At 62.0% G+C, this 22134-nt stretch carries 20 protein-coding genes and 1 tRNA gene; 9 read left to right on the top strand and 12 right to left on the bottom strand.

The window, feature by feature from the left end; translation table 11 throughout:
• Positions 1-62 precede the first annotated feature (62 nt).
• Genes ACZYHG_RS15160 through ACZYHG_RS15150 form a run of 3 tightly spaced genes read right to left on the bottom strand, consistent with a single transcriptional unit; the run spans position 63 to position 3716 of the window.
• On the bottom strand, positions 63-1259 hold the full coding sequence (locus tag ACZYHG_RS15160; RefSeq protein WP_464614477.1) for a glycosyltransferase family protein: 1197 nt from the start codon (positions 1257-1259) through the stop codon (positions 63-65).
• Positions 1256-2500, bottom strand: coding sequence for a glycosyltransferase (locus tag ACZYHG_RS15155; RefSeq protein WP_464614476.1), 1245 nt, complete (start codon positions 2498-2500; stop codon positions 1256-1258). The genes ACZYHG_RS15160 and ACZYHG_RS15155 overlap by 4 nt, the downstream gene beginning before the upstream one ends.
• Before the next feature lies 1 nt (position 2501).
• Complete coding sequence (locus ACZYHG_RS15150; protein ID WP_464614475.1) at positions 2502-3716, bottom strand: glycosyltransferase family protein; 1215 nt, start codon at positions 3714-3716, stop codon at positions 2502-2504.
• Positions 3717-4141: 425 nt separating this feature from the next.
• Between ACZYHG_RS15150 and ACZYHG_RS15145 the strand changes: the two genes are divergently transcribed.
• Complete coding sequence (locus tag ACZYHG_RS15145) at positions 4142-4306, top strand: hypothetical protein (RefSeq protein ID WP_464614474.1); 165 nt, start codon at positions 4142-4144, stop codon at positions 4304-4306.
• On the opposite strand, the gene ACZYHG_RS15140 is transcribed toward ACZYHG_RS15145, so the two are convergent.
• Positions 4293-4871: a histidine phosphatase family protein gene (locus ACZYHG_RS15140; protein ID WP_464614696.1), complete on the bottom strand. Its 579-nt coding sequence runs from the start codon at positions 4869-4871 to the stop codon at positions 4293-4295. The genes ACZYHG_RS15145 and ACZYHG_RS15140 overlap by 14 nt on opposite strands.
• 522 nt (positions 4872-5393) lie before the next feature.
• Here ACZYHG_RS15140 and ACZYHG_RS15135 point away from each other — a divergent pair.
• The 3 genes from ACZYHG_RS15135 to ACZYHG_RS15125 all read left to right on the top strand — a co-directional run bounded on the left by ACZYHG_RS15135 (position 5394) and on the right by ACZYHG_RS15125 (position 7252).
• The gene (locus ACZYHG_RS15135) at positions 5394-6485 is read left to right on the top strand and encodes a cyclic nucleotide-gated potassium channel (RefSeq protein WP_464614473.1); all 1092 of its coding nucleotides are present in this window, start codon (positions 5394-5396) and stop codon (positions 6483-6485) included.
• 209 nt (positions 6486-6694) lie between these two features.
• Positions 6695-6868, top strand: coding sequence for a hypothetical protein (locus tag ACZYHG_RS15130; protein ID WP_464614472.1), 174 nt, complete (start codon positions 6695-6697; stop codon positions 6866-6868).
• A gap of 168 nt (positions 6869-7036) precedes the next feature.
• A complete protein-coding gene (locus ACZYHG_RS15125; RefSeq protein WP_464614471.1) occupies positions 7037-7252 on the top strand; it encodes a hypothetical protein in 216 nt (71 codons plus the stop codon).
• 736 nt (positions 7253-7988) lie between these two features.
• On the opposite strand, the gene ACZYHG_RS15120 is transcribed toward ACZYHG_RS15125, so the two are convergent.
• Positions 7989-8064 (bottom strand) — tRNA-Ile (locus ACZYHG_RS15120).
• Between the two features lie 134 nt (positions 8065-8198).
• On the opposite strand from ACZYHG_RS15120, the gene ACZYHG_RS15115 reads away from it, so the two are divergent.
• The gene (locus ACZYHG_RS15115) at positions 8199-8912 is read left to right on the top strand and encodes an SIMPL domain-containing protein (protein ID WP_464614470.1); all 714 of its coding nucleotides are present in this window, start codon (positions 8199-8201) and stop codon (positions 8910-8912) included.
• A 183-nt stretch (positions 8913-9095) separates the two neighbouring features.
• Here ACZYHG_RS15115 and ACZYHG_RS15110 read toward each other — a convergent pair whose 3' ends face one another.
• Complete coding sequence (locus tag ACZYHG_RS15110) at positions 9096-9476, bottom strand: hypothetical protein (RefSeq protein WP_464614469.1); 381 nt, start codon at positions 9474-9476, stop codon at positions 9096-9098.
• A gap of 215 nt (positions 9477-9691) precedes the next feature.
• Positions 9692-10138, bottom strand: a complete 447-nt coding sequence (locus tag ACZYHG_RS15105; protein ID WP_464614695.1) for a YcgN family cysteine cluster protein — start codon at positions 10136-10138, stop codon at positions 9692-9694.
• Between the two features lie 198 nt (positions 10139-10336).
• On the opposite strand from ACZYHG_RS15105, the gene ACZYHG_RS15100 reads away from it, so the two are divergent.
• Complete coding sequence (locus ACZYHG_RS15100) at positions 10337-12664, top strand: OmpA family protein (RefSeq protein WP_464614468.1); 2328 nt, start codon at positions 10337-10339, stop codon at positions 12662-12664.
• Positions 12665-13096: 432 nt separating this feature from the next.
• Positions 13097-13615 carry a TIGR00645 family protein gene (locus ACZYHG_RS15095; RefSeq protein ID WP_464614467.1) on the top strand — a complete coding sequence of 173 codons (519 nt, stop codon included), beginning with the start codon at positions 13097-13099 and terminating at the stop codon, positions 13613-13615.
• Positions 13616-13655: 40 nt separating this feature from the next.
• On the opposite strand, the gene ACZYHG_RS15090 is transcribed toward ACZYHG_RS15095, so the two are convergent.
• Complete coding sequence (locus ACZYHG_RS15090) at positions 13656-14435, bottom strand: AraC family transcriptional regulator (protein ID WP_464614466.1); 780 nt, start codon at positions 14433-14435, stop codon at positions 13656-13658.
• Between the two features lie 83 nt (positions 14436-14518).
• Between ACZYHG_RS15090 and ACZYHG_RS15085 the strand changes: the two genes are divergently transcribed.
• Positions 14519-15220, top strand: coding sequence for an SAM-dependent methyltransferase (locus ACZYHG_RS15085; RefSeq protein WP_464614465.1), 702 nt, complete (start codon positions 14519-14521; stop codon positions 15218-15220).
• Between the two features lie 32 nt (positions 15221-15252).
• Here the strand turns inward: ACZYHG_RS15085 and ACZYHG_RS15080 are convergent, their stop codons facing one another.
• The 3 genes from ACZYHG_RS15080 to ACZYHG_RS15070 all read right to left on the bottom strand — a co-directional run bounded on the left by ACZYHG_RS15080 (position 15253) and on the right by ACZYHG_RS15070 (position 17819).
• On the bottom strand, positions 15253-16119 hold the full coding sequence (locus ACZYHG_RS15080) for an SDR family oxidoreductase (RefSeq protein ID WP_464614464.1): 867 nt from the start codon (positions 16117-16119) through the stop codon (positions 15253-15255).
• Between the two features lie 102 nt (positions 16120-16221).
• Positions 16222-16893: a helix-turn-helix transcriptional regulator gene (locus ACZYHG_RS15075; protein WP_464614694.1), complete on the bottom strand. Its 672-nt coding sequence runs from the start codon at positions 16891-16893 to the stop codon at positions 16222-16224.
• Between the two features lie 53 nt (positions 16894-16946).
• Positions 16947-17819 (bottom strand): S1C family serine protease, encoded by an 873-nt coding sequence (locus ACZYHG_RS15070; protein WP_464614463.1) that lies wholly within the window; start codon positions 17817-17819, stop codon positions 16947-16949.
• Between the two features lie 225 nt (positions 17820-18044).
• Between ACZYHG_RS15070 and ACZYHG_RS15065 the strand changes: the two genes are divergently transcribed.
• Positions 18045-18995, top strand: a complete 951-nt coding sequence (locus ACZYHG_RS15065) for a S1C family serine protease (RefSeq protein ID WP_464614462.1) — start codon at positions 18045-18047, stop codon at positions 18993-18995.
• Between the two features lie 6 nt (positions 18996-19001).
• Here ACZYHG_RS15065 and ACZYHG_RS15060 read toward each other — a convergent pair whose 3' ends face one another.
• Positions 19002-22085 carry a KAP family P-loop NTPase fold protein gene (locus ACZYHG_RS15060; RefSeq protein WP_464614461.1) on the bottom strand — a complete coding sequence of 1028 codons (3084 nt, stop codon included), beginning with the start codon at positions 22083-22085 and terminating at the stop codon, positions 19002-19004.
• Positions 22086-22134: the final 49 nt, after the last annotated feature.

Below are 22134 nucleotides of genomic sequence, written 5' to 3'. Positions count from 1 at the left end.
AAGCAAGGGATTGAAGCGCGCCGCACTCGCCAGACACGATGCGCGTTAAGCCGATGAACCGCTTAGGATCCATCGTCTGTTTGATCATGTGCCTTTCCGAAACCGGCCCCCGTTTTTAGGGACCATGTTCGATACCGCCCGCGCAGGATTTGTGCAGAGTGACGCGCGCCTTCCAGGTCGAGACGATGCGCGGACGGCGTCGGTCCCACAAGCGCCTGTTCGATCGCTTGCGCCAAGCCTTCAGGCGTCAGGTCGTTTTCGGTCAGCACCGTTGCAAGATCGAGTTCTTCGAGCATCAGGGCGCGAACCGTCTGTTCGGTTTCCCCGCCGGCTGCAAATGGAACGAGCAGAGAGCGACAACCCGCGCGCAGTACATCGCAGACCGTGTTGTAACCCGCCTGCGAGACTGACAGGCGGGCGCCTGCCAGCAGGCTGGCGAAATCCTCGCGGAACCGGAAGATGGACAGGCCGGGCGTGGCATCCCGCGCGATCGCGTCAAACTCGTCTTTCGGCAGGTTTGGGCCGGTGATCAGACACCATTTCCAACCGTTGTTGGCATTCCGCGCCGCTGCGATGGTGGCGCTGACAAGGCTCTTTCCGGCAGCCCCGCCGCCAACCGACACCAGGACGTCGAAGCGCTCAGAGGCCGCGGGTGACGGCGGTGCGGCAACGAGCCCTGAGTACGCGACCTCGGCCCTGATCGCCGCAGCCAGTGGAAATGTCTTGTCGATGGTCGCGAAAGCCGGATCGCCGTGGACCATGACAAGGTCGAAATGCCTGTTGATGAGATCGACCGTTTCCTCGTTTCGGCCCGGCTTGACGCGCTCCTGAAGGATATCGCGGACGGACGTCGCCAGCAGCGGTCTGGGCGACGTCGCATCGATGGCCTCGATCAGCGGCAAGAGTTCGAAACGCATCTGCCGGCGTCCAAATGGAAACGCCTCGACAATGACGATATCCGGCCTGCAATCCCGGAATGCCTGAAGCAGCATCCCTGAACGCAATGTCTTGAAATCATCGTCGATGGGTTTGCCCTGCAGGTCGACAAGTCCGGAAAATCCTTCATCGCCGGAGGTGACAGGCGGCAGGGTTACAGTTTTTACCCCCGGTCCCGGAAACCCCGCGATCGGCGGTCCGCCGGTCACGACGGTGACGTCAAACCCATCATCGACCAGAGCCGCCGCAATGCGGCTGGCGCGCGCGAGGTGACCGACGCCGAGGAGGTGCTGGACATAGAAGAAAGCCCGCAGCCGTTTCATTCGGCGGCCCGCCACTCCTGCTGGAACAGCTGCTTGAGCTGTCCAATGCTGGCCACATGATCGAAATTGCTTCGCACGCGCCGCTCCGCAGCGTCGCCCAGGAGGGCGCGCAGCATGGGATCGCGGATCAGGCGCTCCAGCGCCTGTGCCAGGGCAATTGGGTTTTCCGTCGGAACCAGCAGCCCGGTTTCCTCCGGCGATAAAAGCTCCGGCACGCCGGAAATGTCGGTCGACACGCAGGCAAGCCGCTGGCTGGCCGCCTCCACCAGAACATTCGGCAGGCCGTCCCGGTCGCCATTGGCGGTGATCCTGCAGGCCAGGGCAAAAATGTCGGCGCCTCGGTAGTGCTCAAGCACCTCCTTTTGCGCCAGCGCGCCGTTCCAGGAGACGCGACCATCCAGTCCGAGCTTTTGCGCCAGCGCCTTGAGCCGTTCCAGTTCCTCGCCGCCGCCGATATGCTCGAAACGCCACGCCAAATCACCAGGCAAGAGGGCAAGGGCCTGCAGCAAGGTATCGTAGCCTTTCTTTGCAACGGCGCGCCCGACACTCAGAACGACAACCGGTTCGCCCGGCACCGAGCCGTCATGCTGCTTTCGCGCCTCGCTAAAACTGCCGAAGCGATCAAGGTCGAGCCCATGATAGCTCAGATGCACAGACGAGTTGCCGTTGGCGAGTTCCTTCAGACGGTCGAAGCCGGTTTTCGTGCAAGTGACCGTCCAGCGCGCCGAGGCAAGCTTGCCAGCCAGATCCCAATCCGCCGAAGTCCAGATGTCCTTGGCATGGGCCGAGCAGCTCCAGGGCAGGCCACGAAGCTGGCTGGCATAGCGTGTCACCGATGCCGGGGTGTGCGCGAAATGTGCATGCAGCCATCCCGCGTCTTGCGGCCATTCGGCCGCCAGCACGAGCGCTTGCCCGAAGCGGCGCACGCGATTGCGCGTAAAGTCGCGGGGAATATCGGAGGCCAGCGATCCGAGCGCGTACCAGAAGCCCGGTCGTGGCAGACAAGCAAACAGCGAGCGGACCACGCGCAGCGGCTCTTGATGCAGATATTCGGGCAGATAATGGACGGGCGCTTTGATCTCGTCGTGCACGGGGTGGCGTTTTGCGTCGGTCGGCCGCCTGAGCGCGACGAGTATCAGGTCGAACCCCGCACGCTCCAGACCGAGCAGTTCCTGCGCGATGAAGGTTTCCGACAGCCGCGGATAGCCCTTCAGAACCACGACGATCTTGCGATGTTGCAACTCAGTTCATGCCTTCAATGACCGAAAGGTGATGACCGGCCCGCCGGTTGAGCAGTTCCGCGACGATTTCGGAAATATGAGGCAGCCCTTCCAGCGTTAGATGCGGATTGCTCTGCGATGGGCGGGGCCGGTCCGGCAGAACCTTCAGTGCATCGGCAAACCGCTGGGAATCCTCGGCTTCCTCCGGCAAAAGCATCTCGATGAGGCCGAGTTCAGCCGCGCGCCGCGCGCGGATCAGTTGTTCCTCGCGGGGCTTGACGCGCGGCACGATCAGCGCCGGCTTGTCGAAAGACAGTATCTCACAATAGGTGTTGTAGCCGCCCATCGCCACCACCGCCTTGGCGCCGGCAATCAGGTCTTCCATGCGGTTGTCGAACTCGATGATCTTGATATAGGGGATCTTGGACCCCTTCTTGAGCAGCTTGTTGCGCTTGCGCGCCGGCATGTAAGGCCCAAGCACGATCAGCGCCCTATGCTGCAATTGCGGATCCTGCTGATAGGCATCGATGACGTCGTGGATCAGTTCGGCGCCGTCACCGCCACCACCGGTGGTAACAAGGATATAGTCGCCCTCGGGCCGATGGCCGGGCAACTCGTTCTTCTGCAGGCTGCGTTGCAGGAAACCGACGAACTTCATCTTTGCCCTGACTGCCGGCGGCACATCCAGGCCGGTCAACGGATCGTAGAAATCCGGCGGGCCATAGGCCCAGACCTTGTCGTAGAACAGGCCTATCTTGCGCATTACATCCCTGCGTGCCCACTCTGCGTCGAGCAGATGCGGCGCGTCCATCACCTCGCGCAGGCCAAGCACGAGTGTGGTGCCCCGCGTCTTGAGGTAGGACAGCGTGTCCTCGATCTCGCCGCGCAGGCCGAGTGGTTCCTTGTCGACGATGAAGATGTCCGGCGCGAAGGTCTCGGCTGTGTGGCGGATGATTGACTGGCGCATCCTTAGCGTCTCATGCAGATCGATATCCTTTTCCAGCGAGGTGTATTCGCCGTTGCGCAGCTTGATGACGCTGGGGATCTTCACGAAGTCGACACGGGCGCGGTAGTCGAAGGCGCCAGCGATGGTCGCACCCGAGATGATAAGCACCTGAAGTCCGCGGAAATCCTCGACCAGCGAATGCGCGATCGTCCGGCAGCGCTGCAAGTGGCCGAGCCCGAACGTGTCGTGGCTGTACATGAGAATTCGAGCATTTTGTACGTGCTGGGTCATTTTGAACGTCTTTTAGAATTCTCGCCTTGAGGACCGTGGGTGACCCCGCAGGCTTCGAAACCGTCCTCGCAGGGTCTACCGACCTCTTTTGAAACATGAGGCCGCAATTTTCAATTTGTATTACCCAGGAGGGTCCAAGGATGACGTTCTCCTGATTGTGTCTTCAGGCTGATCGTCGTCCGCTATACGACTTTCGACAATGTCGTCCAAGCTCATTAATCACTTCGAGGTGAGGCTATTCGAGCCGCCGCGTGACAGCGCCTCGTGGCTGAAAGTGGCGCCGGGAGCAGGGTAACGACCTGCGAAATTCGGCGAAAGGGCTATTTTAGCGTGGAAAGGCATAGGATTAACTGCGGCTTGCTGACGATCGACGCCACATCATCAGGTTCTCGGCAAGCTGTTGAGTTTCAGAAGATAGGTTCTGATTGGCTGCTGGCGACAAAGGGGCAGCGGGAAAATCTGACGGTATTTCCGGCGGTACATCCAGGAAGGATCGAGTTCCGGCGGCCAAACGCTTCCTGTGCAAGGCGCTTGCCATCCTGACGGTCGTGCTTCAGGGCAAATGCATTCGCAAATTCAAATCCATGTGAATTGGCGCCCGTCCCAGTGAAGCACCGCGTCATGGGGGACGGCAAGCGCCATCGCCTCGTCCCGTGTCAGGCCGGCGAGCATGAAGGCCATTACCCTTATGTTCCCGGTATGCGACACGACGAGTACCGGCTGCCCCGGATCGAGATCGGCCAGAAAGCTTTCCATTAAACGCGCCAGATCGGCGTAGCTATCACCATCATGGGAGTCGAAATTCCAGCGATCCGCCTTGCGTCGCCGGCGCTCGGCGGGAAAACGCGCCTTTACCTCCAGCGTGGTCATCCCCTCCCAGCGGCCGAACGAGGCTTCCGCGAGACGAACGTCGATGTTGACCTGGCTTTCGGCAATCCCCACTTCCAAAGCCGCCATGGCGATCGTCTCCCGCGCCCGCTTGAGCGGCGACGTATAGGCCGCGATCCGGGCAGGTTTCACGCCGAGACGTTCGAAATAAGCCTTCAGCCTGCCGCCGTTTTCCATGGCCTGCCGCCGCCCGGGAAGCGCCAAGGAATGGTCGCTGCGGCCCTGAAAGCGCCCCTCGGTATTCCACCGGGTTTCTCCGTGACGCATTGCGAAGAGTAGGCGTTTGACCATATTTGGCCTAATCGGCCCGAAGCTGTGATTTTGGCCAAGTTGAGGAACAATCAGAGAACATTATGGCTTGCCCTTTGCCTGCGACAGGAACATGGTAACGTTTACGGCCGTAAATTTGAAGCCTCTGCGGTCAGGGATCCTGTCGGCGGAGACAGGATAGTGCGGCCGCTTGGGGTGGATGCCGGTGATGATCTTGGACCGTTCATTTCCAGTCCCAAACCCCGCCCGAAGCCCTGAGCTTGGTGAACGGGCCTTTGGGCCGCCGGCCTTCCGAAGGAGGCAACTTGATGACCTCCTTGACCCGCTCGGTCCGCCCACCAGCGGATCCCACGAAACCAACCACGGCTGTCTGTTCACGTCCGGTCACGAAGCAATCCCGGACATCCGAGTTCACCGTTGGTTATTCACATCGCAGCGACAGTAAGCACCTTTACGCTTACCTTGAAGGCATCCTATTTTGGAGGGTATAGCCGCTCGTGGGCGTAGCGTGGACATAGAATGTCGGTACCGCCTTCCTTAAGAATTTACGCGCCGCTCAACGCGGTGCTGGCTGCGCCTGGGCTTCTGGCGATGGCTGCGCTCACGATACCGGACATGTCCGCACGAAGCAGACTGGCTCTGACTGCCCTGCTCGCTGTTATCTGGGGCGCCTATCTCCTGCAACTGGCCGCGACGCTGCTCAAGCGCCGGGCTGGAGACCTTCGGGACAGGACGCCCAAAATCGCCATCGATGTGCTCGCGGTCTTGGTTCCACTCGCCGCATTTCTGCTCGTCGGCACGCCCGACCGGGGCCTCTACTGTGCTGTCTGGCTGCTGAAGCCACTGCGCGACTCGACTTTCTTCCCGGTGCTGGGCAGGGTCCTGGCCAACGAGGCGCGCAATCTGATCGGCGTCACCACGCTCTTCGGCGTCGTTCTGTTCGCTGTCGCGCTCGCGGCCTATGTCATCGAGCGCGACATCCAACCGGAAAAGTTCGGCAGCATCCCTCAGGCAATGTGGTGGGCGGTGGTCACGCTTTCCACGACCGGTTATGGCGACACTATCCCGCAAAGCTTCGCCGGCCGCGTCCTTGCCGGAGCGGTCATGATGAGTGGCATCGGCATCTTCGGACTCTGGGCCGGCATTCTTGCCACGGGCTTCTATCAAGAAGTCCGTCGCGAGGATTTCGTCCGCAATTGGCAATTGGTTGCCACCGTACCGTTGTTTCAGAAGCTCGGCCCGGCCGTGCTGGTCGAGATCGTGCGCGCGTTGAGAGCTCGCACGGTGCCGGCGGGCGCCGTGATCTGCCGCAGTGGCGAGCCCGGTGATCGGATGTTCTTCGTCGTCGAGGGGCGCGTCAGCGTCGCGACGCCGAATCCGGTTGAGCTTGGCCCTGGCGCCTTCTTCGGTGAGATGGCGCTGATCACCGGGGAACGGCGTTCGGCGACCGTCAGCGCCGCAACCGAGGTCTCACTCTTGTCGCTGCACGCGGCGGATTTCCAGATGCTGTGCAGCAGCAGCCCAGAGATCGCGGAAATCATCCGCAAGACCGCGCTCGAGCGGCGCGGGGCGGCACAACGCAACAGTCCGTCTACCGACTTGGAGCCCTGAGGCCGCTCCAGCGGCGCTACGACCCCTTCTTGACGTCTGGAAGGCCCATCAAGCCATCAGCGAGTGCGCGCGCAAACACCCGCAGCGTTGCCGTGTAGCTGATGAAGCGGTTCCTATCGAGCTTGATCGGATCGCCTGCCTGAGCGCGAAACTGCGCCTTGCCGCTGTCGTTATTCGGTTGATCGCCTTGCGATTGAAAGCCGGATGCCGTGAACGCGGAGATTGCGGGGCGTCACTGCTTAGAGAAAATGTTTGCCGATCTCAGCAACGTCAAGACCGACCGAAATCTCTTGGCTGGCCTCTTTGTCGAGGTTGCAAAAAGTCTGAATCAGGATCCCGTCGGCGGCAAGAGCAACTCGGACCGTAGCTGGAAAGTGAGTTGATGGGACGTTGACGTCGACCGTCGACCCAATCAGCCTTCCGCAAAGAACGGCCTCGAACGATACAGAGATTGATCGCGAGGCTCCGGCTCGTCTTTGATAGAAATTGCCCGGAACGTTGATCCGGATTACCGTGCGCGTTTCGACGGTGTCCCAACCGCCGATCCTCGCATGGAAACGCTGCGCCAGTTGCTGGTCAGCCGCGAAACTTCAGAGCTTTCACGGGTTACGCATCTGCTGGACGAACCAGAGCAGCTCGCGGCAGCCGTGAGCGACGTTCTTCCCAGTGCGGCCGCACGGGCGCCTCATGCGCAACTCGGCGAGGCCTTGCGCAAGCTGTCGAAAGGGCTGTGCAACGGTCAATCCAGAAGAGCGCGCGCACGCTGACGGATATATTATACCCGGTGTTTCTGCTAGCAATTCGCAAGTCGACCGGGGAAAAGATCGACCAGACCTTTCAGTCGCTGAATGAAACTTTACGACATATATTTACCTGGCACGGACTCAAGTGGAGGCTTGAAGCTTGGAGAAGGGGCGCCAGCCTCTCTGAAGTTGCTTTGAAGCATTCTCTTGTCTATCCTGCAGAACATGTCTTTCTCATTAGCCGCAATTCCAGACTTTTGATAGGGCATGTAGCTGCCGATAATGCAAATAGCGAGGATCCTTAACTAATTTCGTCGATGATTATTTCTATTAAATATCTTGTGAAGGATTAATTTAACGAGAAAGAACAGAGCAGCCTGGACACTATCCATTTTGGCGACCTTCGTCTCTGGTCAAAAGTTGGACAATTTGCGACCTTGGTTTCGGTAATCCGAAGAAATCCGCCTGAGAAATTACATGAAATAGTTCGCGATGTATTGCTTCGTATCCATGAGGAATCCTCCCGGGTTTTAGGAGAGTTTGACGGCGACAGTTCGCAGCTTGCCGGCGTAGAGGCGCGGTTGAACTGAAGCAGGAGGAATCGAACCAGAGATTTCCGTGGCTGGTGGCGACCGCGGCCCTGCTGCTTTTGATTCTGGCAGGCGGCTGGTTCTTCCTTTCCTGGCAATCCGGGCAGCGCTACGGGAATGTTGACACTATTCTGAGACAGTTAAAAAGGCGCCTAAACGGCGGGACTGAATGGTGGGCCCGGAGGGACTCGAACCCCCAACCAAGCGGTTATGAGCCGCCGGCTCTAACCATTGAGCTACAGGCCCCACGCGGGCTGGATTAATGTTTTTCGCCTCGCGGCACAAGGCTTTCCCGGCGGGCTTTCACAGATCGCCCAAATCAACCCATAATCGCGCCCTACGCGACGCCTGCGACTGGATCGCAGACCAAGGAGATTTTCATGACCAGACATCTTTTGCCACTCGCGCTCGCCGCTGCAATCGCCTTTCCGGCGATGGCTGGAGCCACCGATTTGCCGACGCCGCCCCGCATCGTTGTTACGGGCGAGGGCGAAGCGACCGTCCCTCCGGACCTCGCGTTGCTGTCGCTCAGCGTGATGCGCGAGGCCAAGACGGCTCGCGCGGCACTCGACGCCAACAACGACGCCATGGCCGCCGTGATCGCGGCGATGAAGGCGGCCGGCATCAAGGATCGCGACCTGCAGACGGCAGGCATCCAGATCAACCCGCGCTACAACTACACCAACAAGCCCGACGGCAGCCAGGATGCCGAGCTTGTCGCCTACCAGGTGACCAACACGCTTGCGGTACGGGTGCGCGACATCGACAAAACAGGTGAAATCCTCGACAAGGCTGTCTCGCTCGGCGTCAACCAGGGCGGCGGCATTTCCTTCACCAACGACAACCCGGACGCCACGATCACCGAGGCGCGCAAGAAGGCGGTGGCCAATGCCGTGGCCAAGGCCAAGACGCTTGCGGAAGCCGCCGGCGTGACCATTGGGCGGGTGCTGGAGATTTCCGACCAGAACATCGCGCCGCCGCCGATGGCGATCAACGCCAAGGCCTTCGACGCCGCCGCTGGTGCGGCAGTGCCGACACAAGCCGGCGAGAACGCCTACAACGTGCAGGTCACTGTGACGTTCGAACTGAAGTAGGCCACTCGGATGATGCGTGATCGGGACTTGCCCGGCACGCATCACCATCCAACGGCAACTGCTGCGCATGAAAAACCCCGCGGGATCGCTCCCGCGGGGTTTTGTTCGAGCCGCGCCCGTCCGATGGGAAGGGGGCTCTCAGCTACTACAGGCTAACCCTCGCAGAGGGTTATGCCGCTAACCTTAGCGATAGATAACCGGGCAGCCGCGCTCATTGGCGAACACGATGACGACGCGATCGCCGTCCTGGCGTCCCATCACCTTCACCGTGCGGCGGTTGACGTCGACGATGCGGGCACGGTGCAGGCCCATGCGCTCTGCCTTGTCGAGGGCACGGTCCGGCGAGCAGCCGCGGCGCCAGCCGTCACCACGCCCGTCGCGCCAGTCGTCGCGACGCTCGTCACGGCGGTGGCGATAGCCGTCATCGCCGGCATAGACTCCGAAGCGCGGATCCTGGTTGTTGCCGAAGCCGAGATAGAGGCTGTCGGCGTGGGCGGGAATGGCCGCCAGCGTGCCAAGGCCGACCAGCGCCGAAAGGGCCGCCGTCTTGATCTTGTTGTACATGGTTCTCTCTCCTTGTTGCAGGCTTTCGCCCGTCCTCGTGAAACCGATGCAGGGAGAATGCACTGGCCTGTCTGAACTGTTTACGAACTTGCCGTTCATCTGCGGTTCATGTGGCGTGAAATCTGCGCCAGCCTTCAAAATATGTCCCCAAACGCCCTGCCCGGTCTCAGGCTCCCGCGAGCCGCGGACACGAGCTCATCGTCCAGGCCCGGGCCCTATGGCTCCTCATCGAGCATATAGTCAAAATAATCCTCAGGCTCGGCCAGGTCGGTCTCGCTGGCCTTGACCCGGCCGCGCATCGAAATGCCGGCCTCGTGCACGGTCTCGGCGCTGCCTGACACCAGCCGGTGCCACCAATAGAGGTCGCGGCCCTCGGCCACCAGCCGGTAGGCGCAGGTGCTGGGCAGCCAGCTGATAGTGCGCACATTCTGCGGTGTCAGGCCGACGCAATCGGGAACGCGCGCCAGCCGGTTGGCGTAGTCCGAACAGCGGCAGCTCTGCGCGTCGAACAGGCGGCAGCCGACGCTAGTCCAATAAATCTCGCCGGTATCCTCGTCCTCGAGTTTCGACAGGCAGCATTTGCCGCAGCCGTCGCACAGCGATTCCCACTCTGCCGGGCTCATCGCCTCCAGCGTCTTTGTTTTCCAGAACGGCGTTTCCATTTTGGGCATGTGGCCCCGGCACGCGCCGAGGTCAAGCGCGGCAACGGTTGAAATGCGGCCGCAACCCGGCCGAAAGACACGAAGTTGCCTTCAAAAGGCCGGCCAATCGCCCCGTACGGTGTATAAGTGGGCCATACTGGAACCAATCGCTCCAAGATCGGTTTCGGCAAGGATGGGACCCCACAAGGAGAGTTTTCGATGAAACGCCAACCACGGATTCTGGCAGGCACCGCACTTGGCCTGTTGATGGCATCCGCGCCGTTGGGCGCGTACCCGCTGCAAGGCAATGCCGCATTCGGCCCGGCCCAGCGCACGTCAGCCCCGTTCATTTTGGCGCAAGCCGCTTGCGCCGAGGGCGAATCGGCCGAAGCCTGCGCGCAGAAGCAAGGGAAGAGAAAGCAGGAGCAGCCCGCCCAGGCGGAGCAGCCGGCACAAGGTGAGCAGCAGCCACGCAAGAAGCGTGACCAGCAGCAGCAGACCGAACAGGCGCCTGCCGAGCAACCTGCGCAAGGCGAGCAGCAGCCGCGCAAGAAACACAACCAACAGCAGCAAACGGAGCAGGCGCCAGCCGGCGAAGCCGCTCCCGCAACCGACCAGCAGCAGCCGCGCAGGAAGAAGCGCGATCAGCAGCAGCAAACCGAGCAGGCACCCGCCGGCGAGGCTGCTCCCGCAACCGACCAGCAGCAGCCGCGCAAGAAGAAGCGCGATCAGCAGCAACAGCAGATCGAGCAGGCGCCCGCCGGCGAGGCTGCGCCCGCAACCGGCGAACAGCAGCCGCGCAAGAAGAAGCGCGACCAGCAGCAGCAGACCGAACAGGCGCCCGCCGGCGAGTTAGCTCCCGCAACCGGCGAACAGCAGCCGCGCAAGAAGAAGCGCGACCAGCAGCAGCAGACCGAAGCCCCTGCCGGGCAGGCGCCCGCCAACCAGGCCGAGCCCGCCAACGACAACCTGCCGGTCAAGCCCGGCAAGAAACACAAGCAGGACCAGCAGAAGGAGGCACCGGCCGTAACACCGGAAGCTGCCCCGACGCCGAATGAAGCGCCCGCTGGCGAAGGAACGACGCCCAAGGTCGAGGCGGCTCCCGCCGGCGAACAGCCGGCGGTCCAGGGCGAACAGCCCCAGGACAAGACGAAGAAGCACGGCAAGAAGCCGGTGGGTGAACAGCCTGAGAATGGCGAGCAACCCGCCAATGGCGAACAACCGCAGACAGGCAAGCAGCCCGCGACAGGTGAACAGCCTGCCAATGGCGAGAAGCCCGCCAATGGCCAGAAGCCGGCTACCGGCGAACAGCCGGCCAATGGCAACAAGGCAGCACCTGTCCAAGGTGAAACCCCGGTGCAAGGCGAGGCGCCCACCGATCCGAATGCTGCCCCTATGCTCGACAGCCAGAAGGATGCCCAGCGCAAAGGTGGCGGCCGCAAGCATGGCGACAAGAACGGCCAGCAGAACGGCGGTGACCAGAATGGTGGCCAGAACGCCCAGCAAGGCGGCGATCAGGGCGGCAAGCCAGTCGTCGCTCCTGTCGACCAGGGTCCGCCGCCCACCGACGACAAGGCCGCTCAGCAACAGCTAAAGCCTGAAAAGTTCGTCCCGGTGACGGAAGAAAAAGGCAAGCGTCTCGACCGCGCGCCCGACGAGAACATCCGCGACCGCCGCCGCCCCAAGGGCGTCGACGTGCTCAAGGAGATCGGCGACCGCGTCATCATCCAGCTCGGCGACCAGACGATCGTCCAAAGCAATGAGGGCTCGCGCATGAATCGCGGCGCCAAGGACGTCTATTATGAGGATCTGCCGCAGGGCCGCACCCGCGAAACCGTCGAACGCGGCAATGGCGTCCAGATCGTCACCATCCGCAACCGCTACGGCGATGTCATCCAGCGTTCGCGCATCACGCCCGACGGGCGCGAATACGTGCTGAGCTATGTCGACGAGCGGAACTATCAGGATGAGGGCGACTGGCGCGACCCCGGCGACGACCTGCCGCCGATGCGGCTGACCATCCCGCGCCGGGACTACATCCTCGATTCGGAGGATGTACAGAGCCCCGACGACTACTACACCTTCCTCGACCAGCCGCCCGTGGAGAGGGTTCAGCGCCTCTATTCGATCGACGAGGTCAAGCGCTCGGCCCGCGTGCGCGACATCGCACGCCGCGTCGACCTCGACACGCTGAACTTCGAATTCGGCTCGGCCTCGATCTCCGACACCGAGGTGCAGAAGCTCCAGGGCGTCGCCGACGCCATGGAGAAGCTGCTGAAGAAAAACCCGGCCGAGACCTTCCTGATCGAGGGCCACACAGACGCTGTCGGCACGCCGGAGGCAAACCTTGCTCTGTCGGACCGTCGCGCCGAAGCGGTCGCCGAAGCGCTGACCAATGCGTTCGGCATTCCGCCGGAGAACCTGACAACGCAGGGCTATGGCGAGGAGTATCTGAAGGTGAACACCTCCGCGCCTAACCGCGCGAACCGGCGCGTCGCCATCCGCCGCATAACCTCGCTGGTGGCACCTGTGGCCAGCAACAATTGACCTGATTTTCCAGCGGCTTGGAGCAGCTTCTGGAATCAGGTCGGCAAACAGAACCCATCCCGGTCGACCGGGATGGGAGGAGCCGCCGGTAACTCACCGTAGCTCAACAAGAATTGTACGGGCATTAGAGCCGGCTCATTGAATCACGGGCTCTCACACCCCAGATTCTGGTCTGGGCGTTCCCTGCCCCATCCCGACTCCAGCGGGATGCATTGAGCCCCGCCGGCCCTCCCCGGCGGGGTTTTTTGCTAAGGGCAATTCCAGGAAAAGTGTGAAATCTTTTTTCGCGGGGATTGCGTCAAAAACACCGAGATAAAGCTGTTCGGCGTCGCCTTGGGGACGACGAACCTGTCCATCAATTTGTCTTGCAAACCAAGGTAAGCTGGTCGAAATACGGCCCGACACCGACAAGAGAACCAAGCGGAACCATCCATGAAGCGTCTCGAACTCGCCATCGAATCGATCATCCTCGCCTCGCGCTGGCTGCTGGTCGTCTTCTATATCGGCTTGGCCCTGGCATTGGCGGTCTATGCGCTGTCGTTCGGAAAGAAGCTTTACGAGTTCGTTACCGTGGCCTTCACGCTCGGCGACACCGACACCATCCTGAAGATGCTTGGCCTGATCGACGCCGCACTGGTTGCTTCGCTGGTCGTGATGGTCATCATCTCGGGCTATGAGAACTTCGTCAGCCGGTTCGACGACGAAGATGGCGCCGGCGTCCATTGGCTGGGCACGATTGATGTCGGTTCGCTGAAGGTCAAGGTCGCCTCGACCATCGTAGCCATCTCGTCCATCCACCTGTTGCAGGTGTTTTTGAACTCGTCGTCCTATTCGACCGAGCAACTGATGTGGCTGACCATCATCCATCTCGCCTTCGTCGTCTCGGCGCTGATGCTGGCCTATATCGACCGGCTGATGGGCCTGAGCAAAGGCAAGAAGGACGAGGTGTGAGGCTTCCGGATTGGGTCCGTAACCACAACTGCGTATGGCCTCAGGGCTCTTGCTTCAGACCCGCTGTGACCATCTCGGCGGGCGGATAGCCATAGGTCCGTGAAAAGGCGCGCGAAAAGGCGGCGGCACTGCCAAATCCGACACCGCGCGCCGTGGCTTTCACGCTATGCCCAGCGGCAATCTCGGCACGGCCCAGCGCGAGACGCCATGACGTGACATAGGCGGCAGGCGTCTTGCCGACGGTCCTCGTGAACTGCTCAATGAAGTGGCTTCGAGACAGGCCCGCCAGTTGAGCCAGCATTTCCGTGCGCCAGCCGTGAGCCGGCTTGTCATGGATGGCCACCAGGCATGGATGCAAGGTTGGGTGGGCGAGCCCTGCCAGAAGTCCCGCGCTGACCCGGCCCATGTCTATTGCACGCCGCACAGCGAGAACGACTATGATTTCGCAGAGGCGCTCCTGAACGGTCCGCCCGCCGCAACGGCTGTCCTCAACCTCCATCGCCAGCGCATCCGCCAGCCCTCGCATCTGCGGCTGCTCCGCCAATGCAAATACCAGTTCCTCAGGCAAGGCGCCGACAAGCGGATTGGCCACGCCGCCAAAATCGATCCGGGCCGCGACGAGGACGGAAAACGCCTCGTTGCTGGGAACGCCTCCCAGAATCCTGACAACGATGTGCGAAGCGCCGGCTCCGTCAGTTCCCGAGACCAGGAAAAGATTCGCCGCATCCGCTTCATTGGTGACAACGGCACGCAGGCCAAACGCCTGCAGGAATGCAGTCAATCGGTCACGCTTTCGCGGCGAAATCGGATTGTCGATCATGTCATTCCCAGCAATGATGATCGAAATTATGCCAAATTAACGTCACTTCATAGGGGCGCCAAAGCGCTCCGGATTGGAACAGTATGTCAGTCGATGCCGCCGCCAAGTTCGACCCGTCGCGGGCCGCCGAATACGAGACCCAAAGCAGGATCGCGCTTGCCGGCTATGATGCGTGCCACGAATTGGCTGCCTGCATGCTCGCGGCGTCGCTTGGCAGCGGCTCGAACGCACGCATACTTGTCGCCGGGGCCGGCGGCACGGCGCGCGAAGTGCTCACTGCCGCCAAGCTCGAACCGTCCTGGAGCTTTGTTGCCGTCGATCCTTCAAAACCCATGCTGGATCTCGCGATGTCACGCATCGCAGCCGCCGGGCTCGTCGAACGCACGAAGCCTGTTCTGGGCGTTGTATCAGACGTGCCTGAAGACCAGCCATTCGATGCAGCAACGCTGATCGGCGTGCTGCATCATTTGCCTGGTCATGAGGCCAAGCAGGCCATCCTTGGCGACATCGCCGCGCGACTGAAAAAGGACGCGCCGCTGATCCTTGCCGGCAATCACCACGCCTATGGCTCGCAACCGCTGATGATGGCGGCCTGGGGCCAGCGCTGGCGCATGAATGGGGCGACCCCGGCCGAGATCGAGGCAAAGCTTGGCAAGATCCTGCAAGGCGCCGATCCGCCGCGATCGGAAGACGCCGTGTTCATCCTGCTTGCAGCAGCCGGGTTCACCAGGCCGCAGCGCTTTTTCTCAAGCCTGTTCTGGAGCGCCTGGATTGCATTTCGCTAATAGTGCGATCGACATGCGGACCTTCCGGAACGCTAGAACGTTTGCCTGATCTTCGTATCGGAATTGGCAAACACCTCGTCCGGGACAAAAAAGTCGCCGGCAAGCGGCCCGGTCGCGCCTGGTGAATAGACCGAAAAGTCGCTGACGCCCTCGGCGCGCAGCACCTCTTCGTCGATGTAGAAATTGCCTGATGCTTCGCGCGACGGCCGCATGAAAATGGCATGCGCGGCGTCGGCCATGATGTCGGGCGACCGGCTCATCGCCGCCACCGTCGCGCCGCCCAGCAGGTTGCGCACCGCCGCAGTGTCGATGGTCGAGATCGGCCACAGCGAATTGACCGCGATGCCGTCCTTGGCGAACTCCGCGCTCATGCCCAGCGTGCACATCGACATGCCGAACTTGGCCATGGTGTAGGCGACATGGTTCTTGAACCACTTGGCCTTCATGTCGAGCGGCGGCGCCAGATTCAGGATGTGAGGATTCTTAGCCAACTTCAGGTGCGGAATGCACATTTTGGACACCAGGAAGGTGCCGCGCGTGTTGATCTGATGCATCAGATCGTAGCGCTTCATGTCAGTCTCGAGGGTGCCGGTAAGCTGGATGGCGCTGGCGTTGTTGACGCAGATGTCGATGCCGCCGAATTTTTCGACCGTCTTTGAAACAGCCTCGGCGACCTGTGCCTCGTCGCGAATATCGCACAACATGGGCAGCGCCTTGCCGCCCGCCTGCTCGATCTCTTCGGCGGCCGTGTAGATCGTGCCCGGCAGCTTCGGATGCGGCTCGGCGGTCTTGGCGGCGATCGTCACATTGGCGCCGTCGCGAGCCGCCCGCAACGCGATCGCCAGCCCGATGCCGCGCGATCCGCCGGAGATGAACAGCGTCTTTCCCTTGAGCGACATTTCCTTGCGCCTCCCTTGCAGCATGGCAGGCGCGAACCTTTGCGCGGCAGGCGACCGTAGCGCAAGGCCCGAGATGCCTGGATGTGGCTTACGCAGCGTAGGCTAAACCAGCACCAGCCCCTGTCGCATCGCAATGGCAATGGCGTCCGTGCGATTGGCGGCCCCCAGCTTGATCAGGATCGCGGCGACGTGGAATTTCGCCGTATGCACGGAGATGTTGAGCCGCCGCGCGATCACCTTGTTGGGCGCGCCTTCGGCCAGCAGCGCCAGCACTTCGGCCTCGCGCGGTGACAGCGCTGGCCGAGGGGCGGCGCCATCGTCGAGCGATTCCTCTCCGAACAATCCACTATGGCTTCCAGTCCCACCGGCCGTATCACCGCGATCGAAATCGTCATGGCGATCCGGCGTCGAACGCCCGTCGCCGGACACCCGGTAGCCGGCCGCCGCCAGTCTGACGGCGGCCGCTATCAGAGTTGCATTCGCGCTGAGCGGCAGCACCGCAAACACCTGGCCTTCCGGCCGGATAGCGCGTCCGGACAGCAGCACCTGTGGGGGCGGGGCATGGCCAGCCCTCACCCGGTCGACCCAGGCCGCGCTGTTGGCAACGGTATCATCGATGACCGCGACATCGGCGACCCCGCCGCCGGCCACGACCGGAAGCAGATCGTCCGCCATGGCAAGCGAAGCTGACAAGCGCTCGGCGCGCGCGGCATCGCGCAATGCGATCAGCACCACGAGGGGGCGTTCGCCGCCCGCCACATCCGGGCCAACCATATCTGGCCCAGCCGCGTCAGGTCTTGTCAGCGTGTCGCTTTGCATCAGCCCTCTCAGCTCAGCGGCTTTTCGCCGATGGTCAGCGCGACATCGCGCTGCTCACCGCCGCGCACCACGCCAAGCGTCACCGAAACACCGGCGCTGTCCGGTCCAAGCCTGCGGATCAGGTCGCGCGGACCATGCACGGCTTCGCCGTTCCACGCCACGATGATATCACCCAGCGACAGGCCGGCGGCCTTGGCCGGACCGTTGTCGTCGAGGCTCATCACCATCGCACCGTGCGCGTCGCGGTCACGTACCGGATGCAGGCCGGCGCCGAGATAGCCACGCGCAACATGGCCCTTCTCGCGCAGTGTCGCCACCGCGCGTTCGATCGTCTCGTAAGGCATGACCAGCGCCCGGCCGCGCGGCCCGAACAGAAGCATGCCGATCAGCGCGCCCTTGGCGTCCAGCACCGGCCCGCCCTCGAAGCGGCCGCCGGCGCCGACGGCCAGATTGATGCGCCGGTCGATGGTACCGCCACGCATCGAGCGCCAGGCCGGTCCGACTTCACCGACCGAACCCGATACGGCAAGCGCCGAGCCCTGGCTGCTGCCGATGGCAATGGCGACGTTGCCGGGCCGAACTGCATCGGCCTTGGCTAGCGGCGCGGCGTTGACGGCAGTGGCCGGCTTCAGCAAGGCAACGCCGGTCGAAGGATCGCGTCCGACCAGTTCGGCCTTCACTGTCTCGCCCGAAGCCAGCGTCAGCACGATCTCCTCGCCGGCCTCGACAGCTTCCTCGGCGGTGACGAAATAGCCGTCGCGCCAGTGGAAGGCGCTCGCCGTGCGGTGGTGATGGGTGGCGAAACCAGCCGTTCCCGGAGCCGCTTGCGCCGCGAGATCGGCGATGGCTTGGGAAAATGCGTTCAGATTGAAGTCACTCATGAATATCTCCTGGGTTTTCTCATGCCCCAGATATCGCTCGGCAGTGCGCCCGCAGGTACTCGCCTGACGGCTAGTTGCTGGTTTGACTGGCCATCTGGTCAGGTCGCGGCGGTTCCGGCCGCTCCGCACATATAGTGCGTGTCGCCCAAAAGTGCTCAGCGGTTTTGGGATAGCGACACGCACAGGAAAAACTCACGATCAAGCCTGAAAACACGGAGCCCGCTTATGGCCCTCGCCGCTGCCAAATTTGAACCCGACGATACATTGCTCGACGCCTATTCCATGACGGTGGCGGACGCCGTCGACCGCATCGGCCCGGCTGTCTGCCGCATCGAGCGTATTGGCGGCCAGGGCGGCCATGGCTCCGGCTTCGTCATCGCGCCGGACGGGCTGGTCGTCACCAACTTCCATGTCGTGGGCGACGCCAAGACGGTGCGCGTCTCGATGCCGGATGGCGCCTCCAGCGAGGGTCGGGTGCTGGGCCGCGATCCTGACACCGACATCGCGCTGGTGCGCGCTGACGGCAGCTTTGCCGATGTGGCGCCGCTGGGCGACTCCAAGCGGCTGCGGCGCGGCCAGATCGCCATTGCGATCGGCAATCCGCTCGGCTTTGAATGGACCGTTACATCAGGCGTTGTCTCGGCACTCGGCCGCTCCATGCGCGCTTCGACCGGCCGGCTGATCGACGACGTCATCCAGACCGATGCAGCGTTGAACCCCGGCAATTCCGGCGGCCCGCTGGTGTCGTCGGCCGGCGAGGTCATCGGCGTCAACACCGCCATGATCCACGGCGCGCAAGGCATCGCCTTCGCGGTCGCGTCCAACACCGCCAATTTCGTCATTTCGGAGATCATCCGCTTCGGCCGCGTGCGCCGAGCCTTCATCGGCATTTCAGCCGACACCACGAACCTGCCGCGCCGCGCCGCCTTGTTGTCGCAGGTGTCGACCAGCACGGCGGTGCGGCTGCGCAGCGTCGAGAAGGACGGCCCGGCGGCCAAGGCAGGCCTCAGGGAAGGTGACATCGTCGCGGCAATAGACGGGCGTCCGGTCACCGGCGTCGACGACCTGGTGCGTATGCTGGATGCCGAACGCATCGGCCGCGAGACGCTGTGCACCGTGGTGCGCCGCACCGGCGTCAGCCAGGTGACGGTGACGCCGGTGGCGAGGGCTGGCTAACAGATATCAGGACTCTTCACTCGGAGCTGGTTTCTTCGGTGGCGCGACGTCGATCAACTGACCACTGGCGGGTGGCAGGATTTGCCGGAGTTTCAGAATACGTGGAGTGGTAATGCTACAATCCTGCCATTCTTGATCGCCTTGGAACTTGAGAAGGGCCATCACTTCGGCCTTTGCCTTGAGAGCGGCCAGGAATGCGTCGGCGTTTTCGACAGGCAGATGCGCAACAGTCTCGTCCGGCTGGCCCAGCACTCGATTGGCGAGGCCTGGATATGTGCTCAGCGTAAACCAGCTTTTCGGCCATTCGATCATCAGGATGATCCACAAGGCCAGGATCTTCCAGTCGGTGGAGCCTGGTTGCACAGATTGTTCGAGACGCGCCACTTCTTGCAGCAAGGTGATGGCGTTGATGATGCGTTTGATCTGCCGTGGATTGGCTGGCAACACGCTGGAAAGCGCCTCCAGCCGATGCTTTGTCGCCGCCTCCGCTGTTTTGTCGGCGGCAGCGCGTAAGGATAATCGCCTGTCGAGGTCTGAAAGCACGACCCGTGTCACTGCTTCGCTGGCAGGGCTAGCCTCGATATCTTCGCGTACGGCTTGGGCAGCATTTTCGCGATCTAACGCCTGGTCTTGCCGCAGTATTGCCTCAACGCGGCCTTTGAACGCGCTGTTCATCGGCGAAGCGGCTTCAAATTCGGCCGCCTGCGATGATGGTTCAGGCTTTATACCTAGAAGGTCACGGACATATGTGCGGCGAGCATCATCGGAAATGTCCGGCAGCACGAAGGAAAACTGGATCGCCTTTTCGGCGAAGCGGGCGCCAAACTCATGTTCCGGCCCGACATGTATCCCTTTCATCGCCTCGTTGACCTTGGTGAAACACTCCTCGATCCAGTCACGGTCGCCGAGCAGTATAAAGACCAGGCGCGGACTTCTGAGGATGGTCTGCATGCCGCGGATCAACTCGACGACGAATGTCGGCTCGCACCGGTCGAGATCATCGACGACCACCAAAACCGGTCGCTTGAGCGATGTCATCATTTTCGCGAAATGCTCGCGGAACCGGTCGAGCGGATCGCCTGAACCTAGTGCGTAGTTTTTTGCCGCGTCCGGCGTGCCGGACAGCAAGGTTGAACTCAGTGCCGACAGCACGGTCCATATCAGCGGTGCCCCTCCCACAAGCGCTGCGATTACCACAGAAACAAAAGGACCGAGGCTGGTGGTATTCGCATTGACCCCCTTGTCATCGAGTTTGAGCAGGCCAAAACGAAACAAAAGGATGACGGCGGCGATACCCAATACTGCAACCGCCACCTTGCTGCGGATATCGGGCGTCCATACGCGCCAGGCCATTTCACGCAACCAGCACCATGACCAATCCGCCGCGCGCAGCCATGGCAGAAGATAACCTTGGCCAACCGCTGGCGGTTGCGGCACGGGCGGCGCGTTGTGCAGTGGGTTGCCTGATGCGTCGGTCGCCGGCGCTGGCTCGACCAGCAAGTCCTCGGCATAGATGGCGTCGGTCGTTTGCTTGCGGATCGACTGATAGAACACCCACCATGGCGGAAGCACATGCTGATGCTGCCAGGCATTGAAGGTGACGATATGCCAGGGCCGCCGGTAGGACTCCGGCCAGAAATTTGGGTCGCCGAGCGGCAAGCCCAACATCCAGGCCGGCGGTGGGCCGGCCACCTTGTAGGGATTGAGTAGGCGGATCAGAAAATTGGCAAAACTGGTTTTGCCGCCACCCCATGGCGCGTCGATGTGCACGACAAAGCCGGGTGGCGGTTCCCTGGCTGGCAGCTTGGGCCAGAGGCCCGTCCAGCGGGCGCTGTTGCCGCAGTAACTATCCCGAGGCTTTTCCTTGTTGAGCTGATCCCAGACTTGGTTGAGCCGCCCCGCCAGCACGAAGGCCAAATCCGAGCGGTTGAGAAAATCGACATCGGGATCGGTGGAGTTGTCGAGGAAGCTGGTCTCGACCGCGGAGGTCTCTGGTGGCGGTGGCGGTGGTTCCGGCGGCGGAGTTGACGTGGTCGGTGTGGCTTCCGATTCCCGTGTTGGATCGGGATCGCCTTCGGGATCCTTCATGTTCTCCTGGGGGGCAGTGCGGATGGTCCCATCGGCGGCGGATGAAATCGGTCCTTTGCTTCGACGTTTGCGAGCCGTCGTCGGTCGTGGACCTGTTATCCTGCTGGATTGTGTAGTGGATTCCGAGCCTTCGGGCGGCAGCATGCCTTCCAGCAAGTCGGATTCATCCGTAGGATTTTCGGAAGCCGGGCTGGCACGCCATCTTGCTATATCTGCATTCACTCTGATCGGTTCGCGGCTCCACCATGTGTTGGATTGAGCGGCTACGCGCAGGTCAACTGTCTCGCCCAAATAGGTTGTGGGTCGCGCCCGATGGCTATTCGGCAAAATCGCCCGATACCATTCTATCCAAAGTTTGAATCCTGCCCTGGCCAGATCAGGATCCTTGACCATGTTGTCGAACGGCGCGCGGACCCAAGGCGGAAAATTGGCCTGAAATCTCGAATCGCCGCGCACATCGATCAACCACAGCGGCTCATTGATCAGCCTGCGAGCAGCTTCCGCGGAGCCGAGGCTCTCCAGTTGAGACAAGAAGGACACATCGGAAGCAACACTTTCCCTTATCTGAGCCGCGCCGACGCTGCTCGCAACGGCGCTACTGGCATTTGCCGCGAGCTCGGCAGTGATCGCTGCCGAGCTTTTCGTTCCTCTATCGCTGAAGTCGGCAGCCGTGACAGCGGCTTGAACGACCGCGGCCGGAGCAACAGTTCGAATGTCGCTGCCAACGACCATGGACTCGGCCACGGCGGTGCCAGCGTAAGCGGCATCCGAAATGACTGACCGCATATCTTGCGTGGGGTACCTGCGGGCAAACCAGGATACAAACGCAGCCCGAAAAACAACCAGAAGCAAGCGTTCACGGGAAATCGGCGCATCGGCATTCGCCAGCGGCAGGACTCTTAGCGCAAGCCGCGCCGCTATCGCCTGCGCCCATTCCGGTGGCTTGTCCGCCAGCCAGTTCTCAAGCTCTTCTCGACTGCCAATGCTGATCCGGTCCGCCACCCTCAGCTCCCTCCAGCCTCGGTTTAGGATGGCCGCTGTCTCGAACCTG

It is taken from the genome of Mesorhizobium subarcticum, assembly GCF_055456085.1.
Note: the sequence above shows the minus strand (reverse complement) of the source record. Positions and strands in the feature narration are given on the sequence as shown.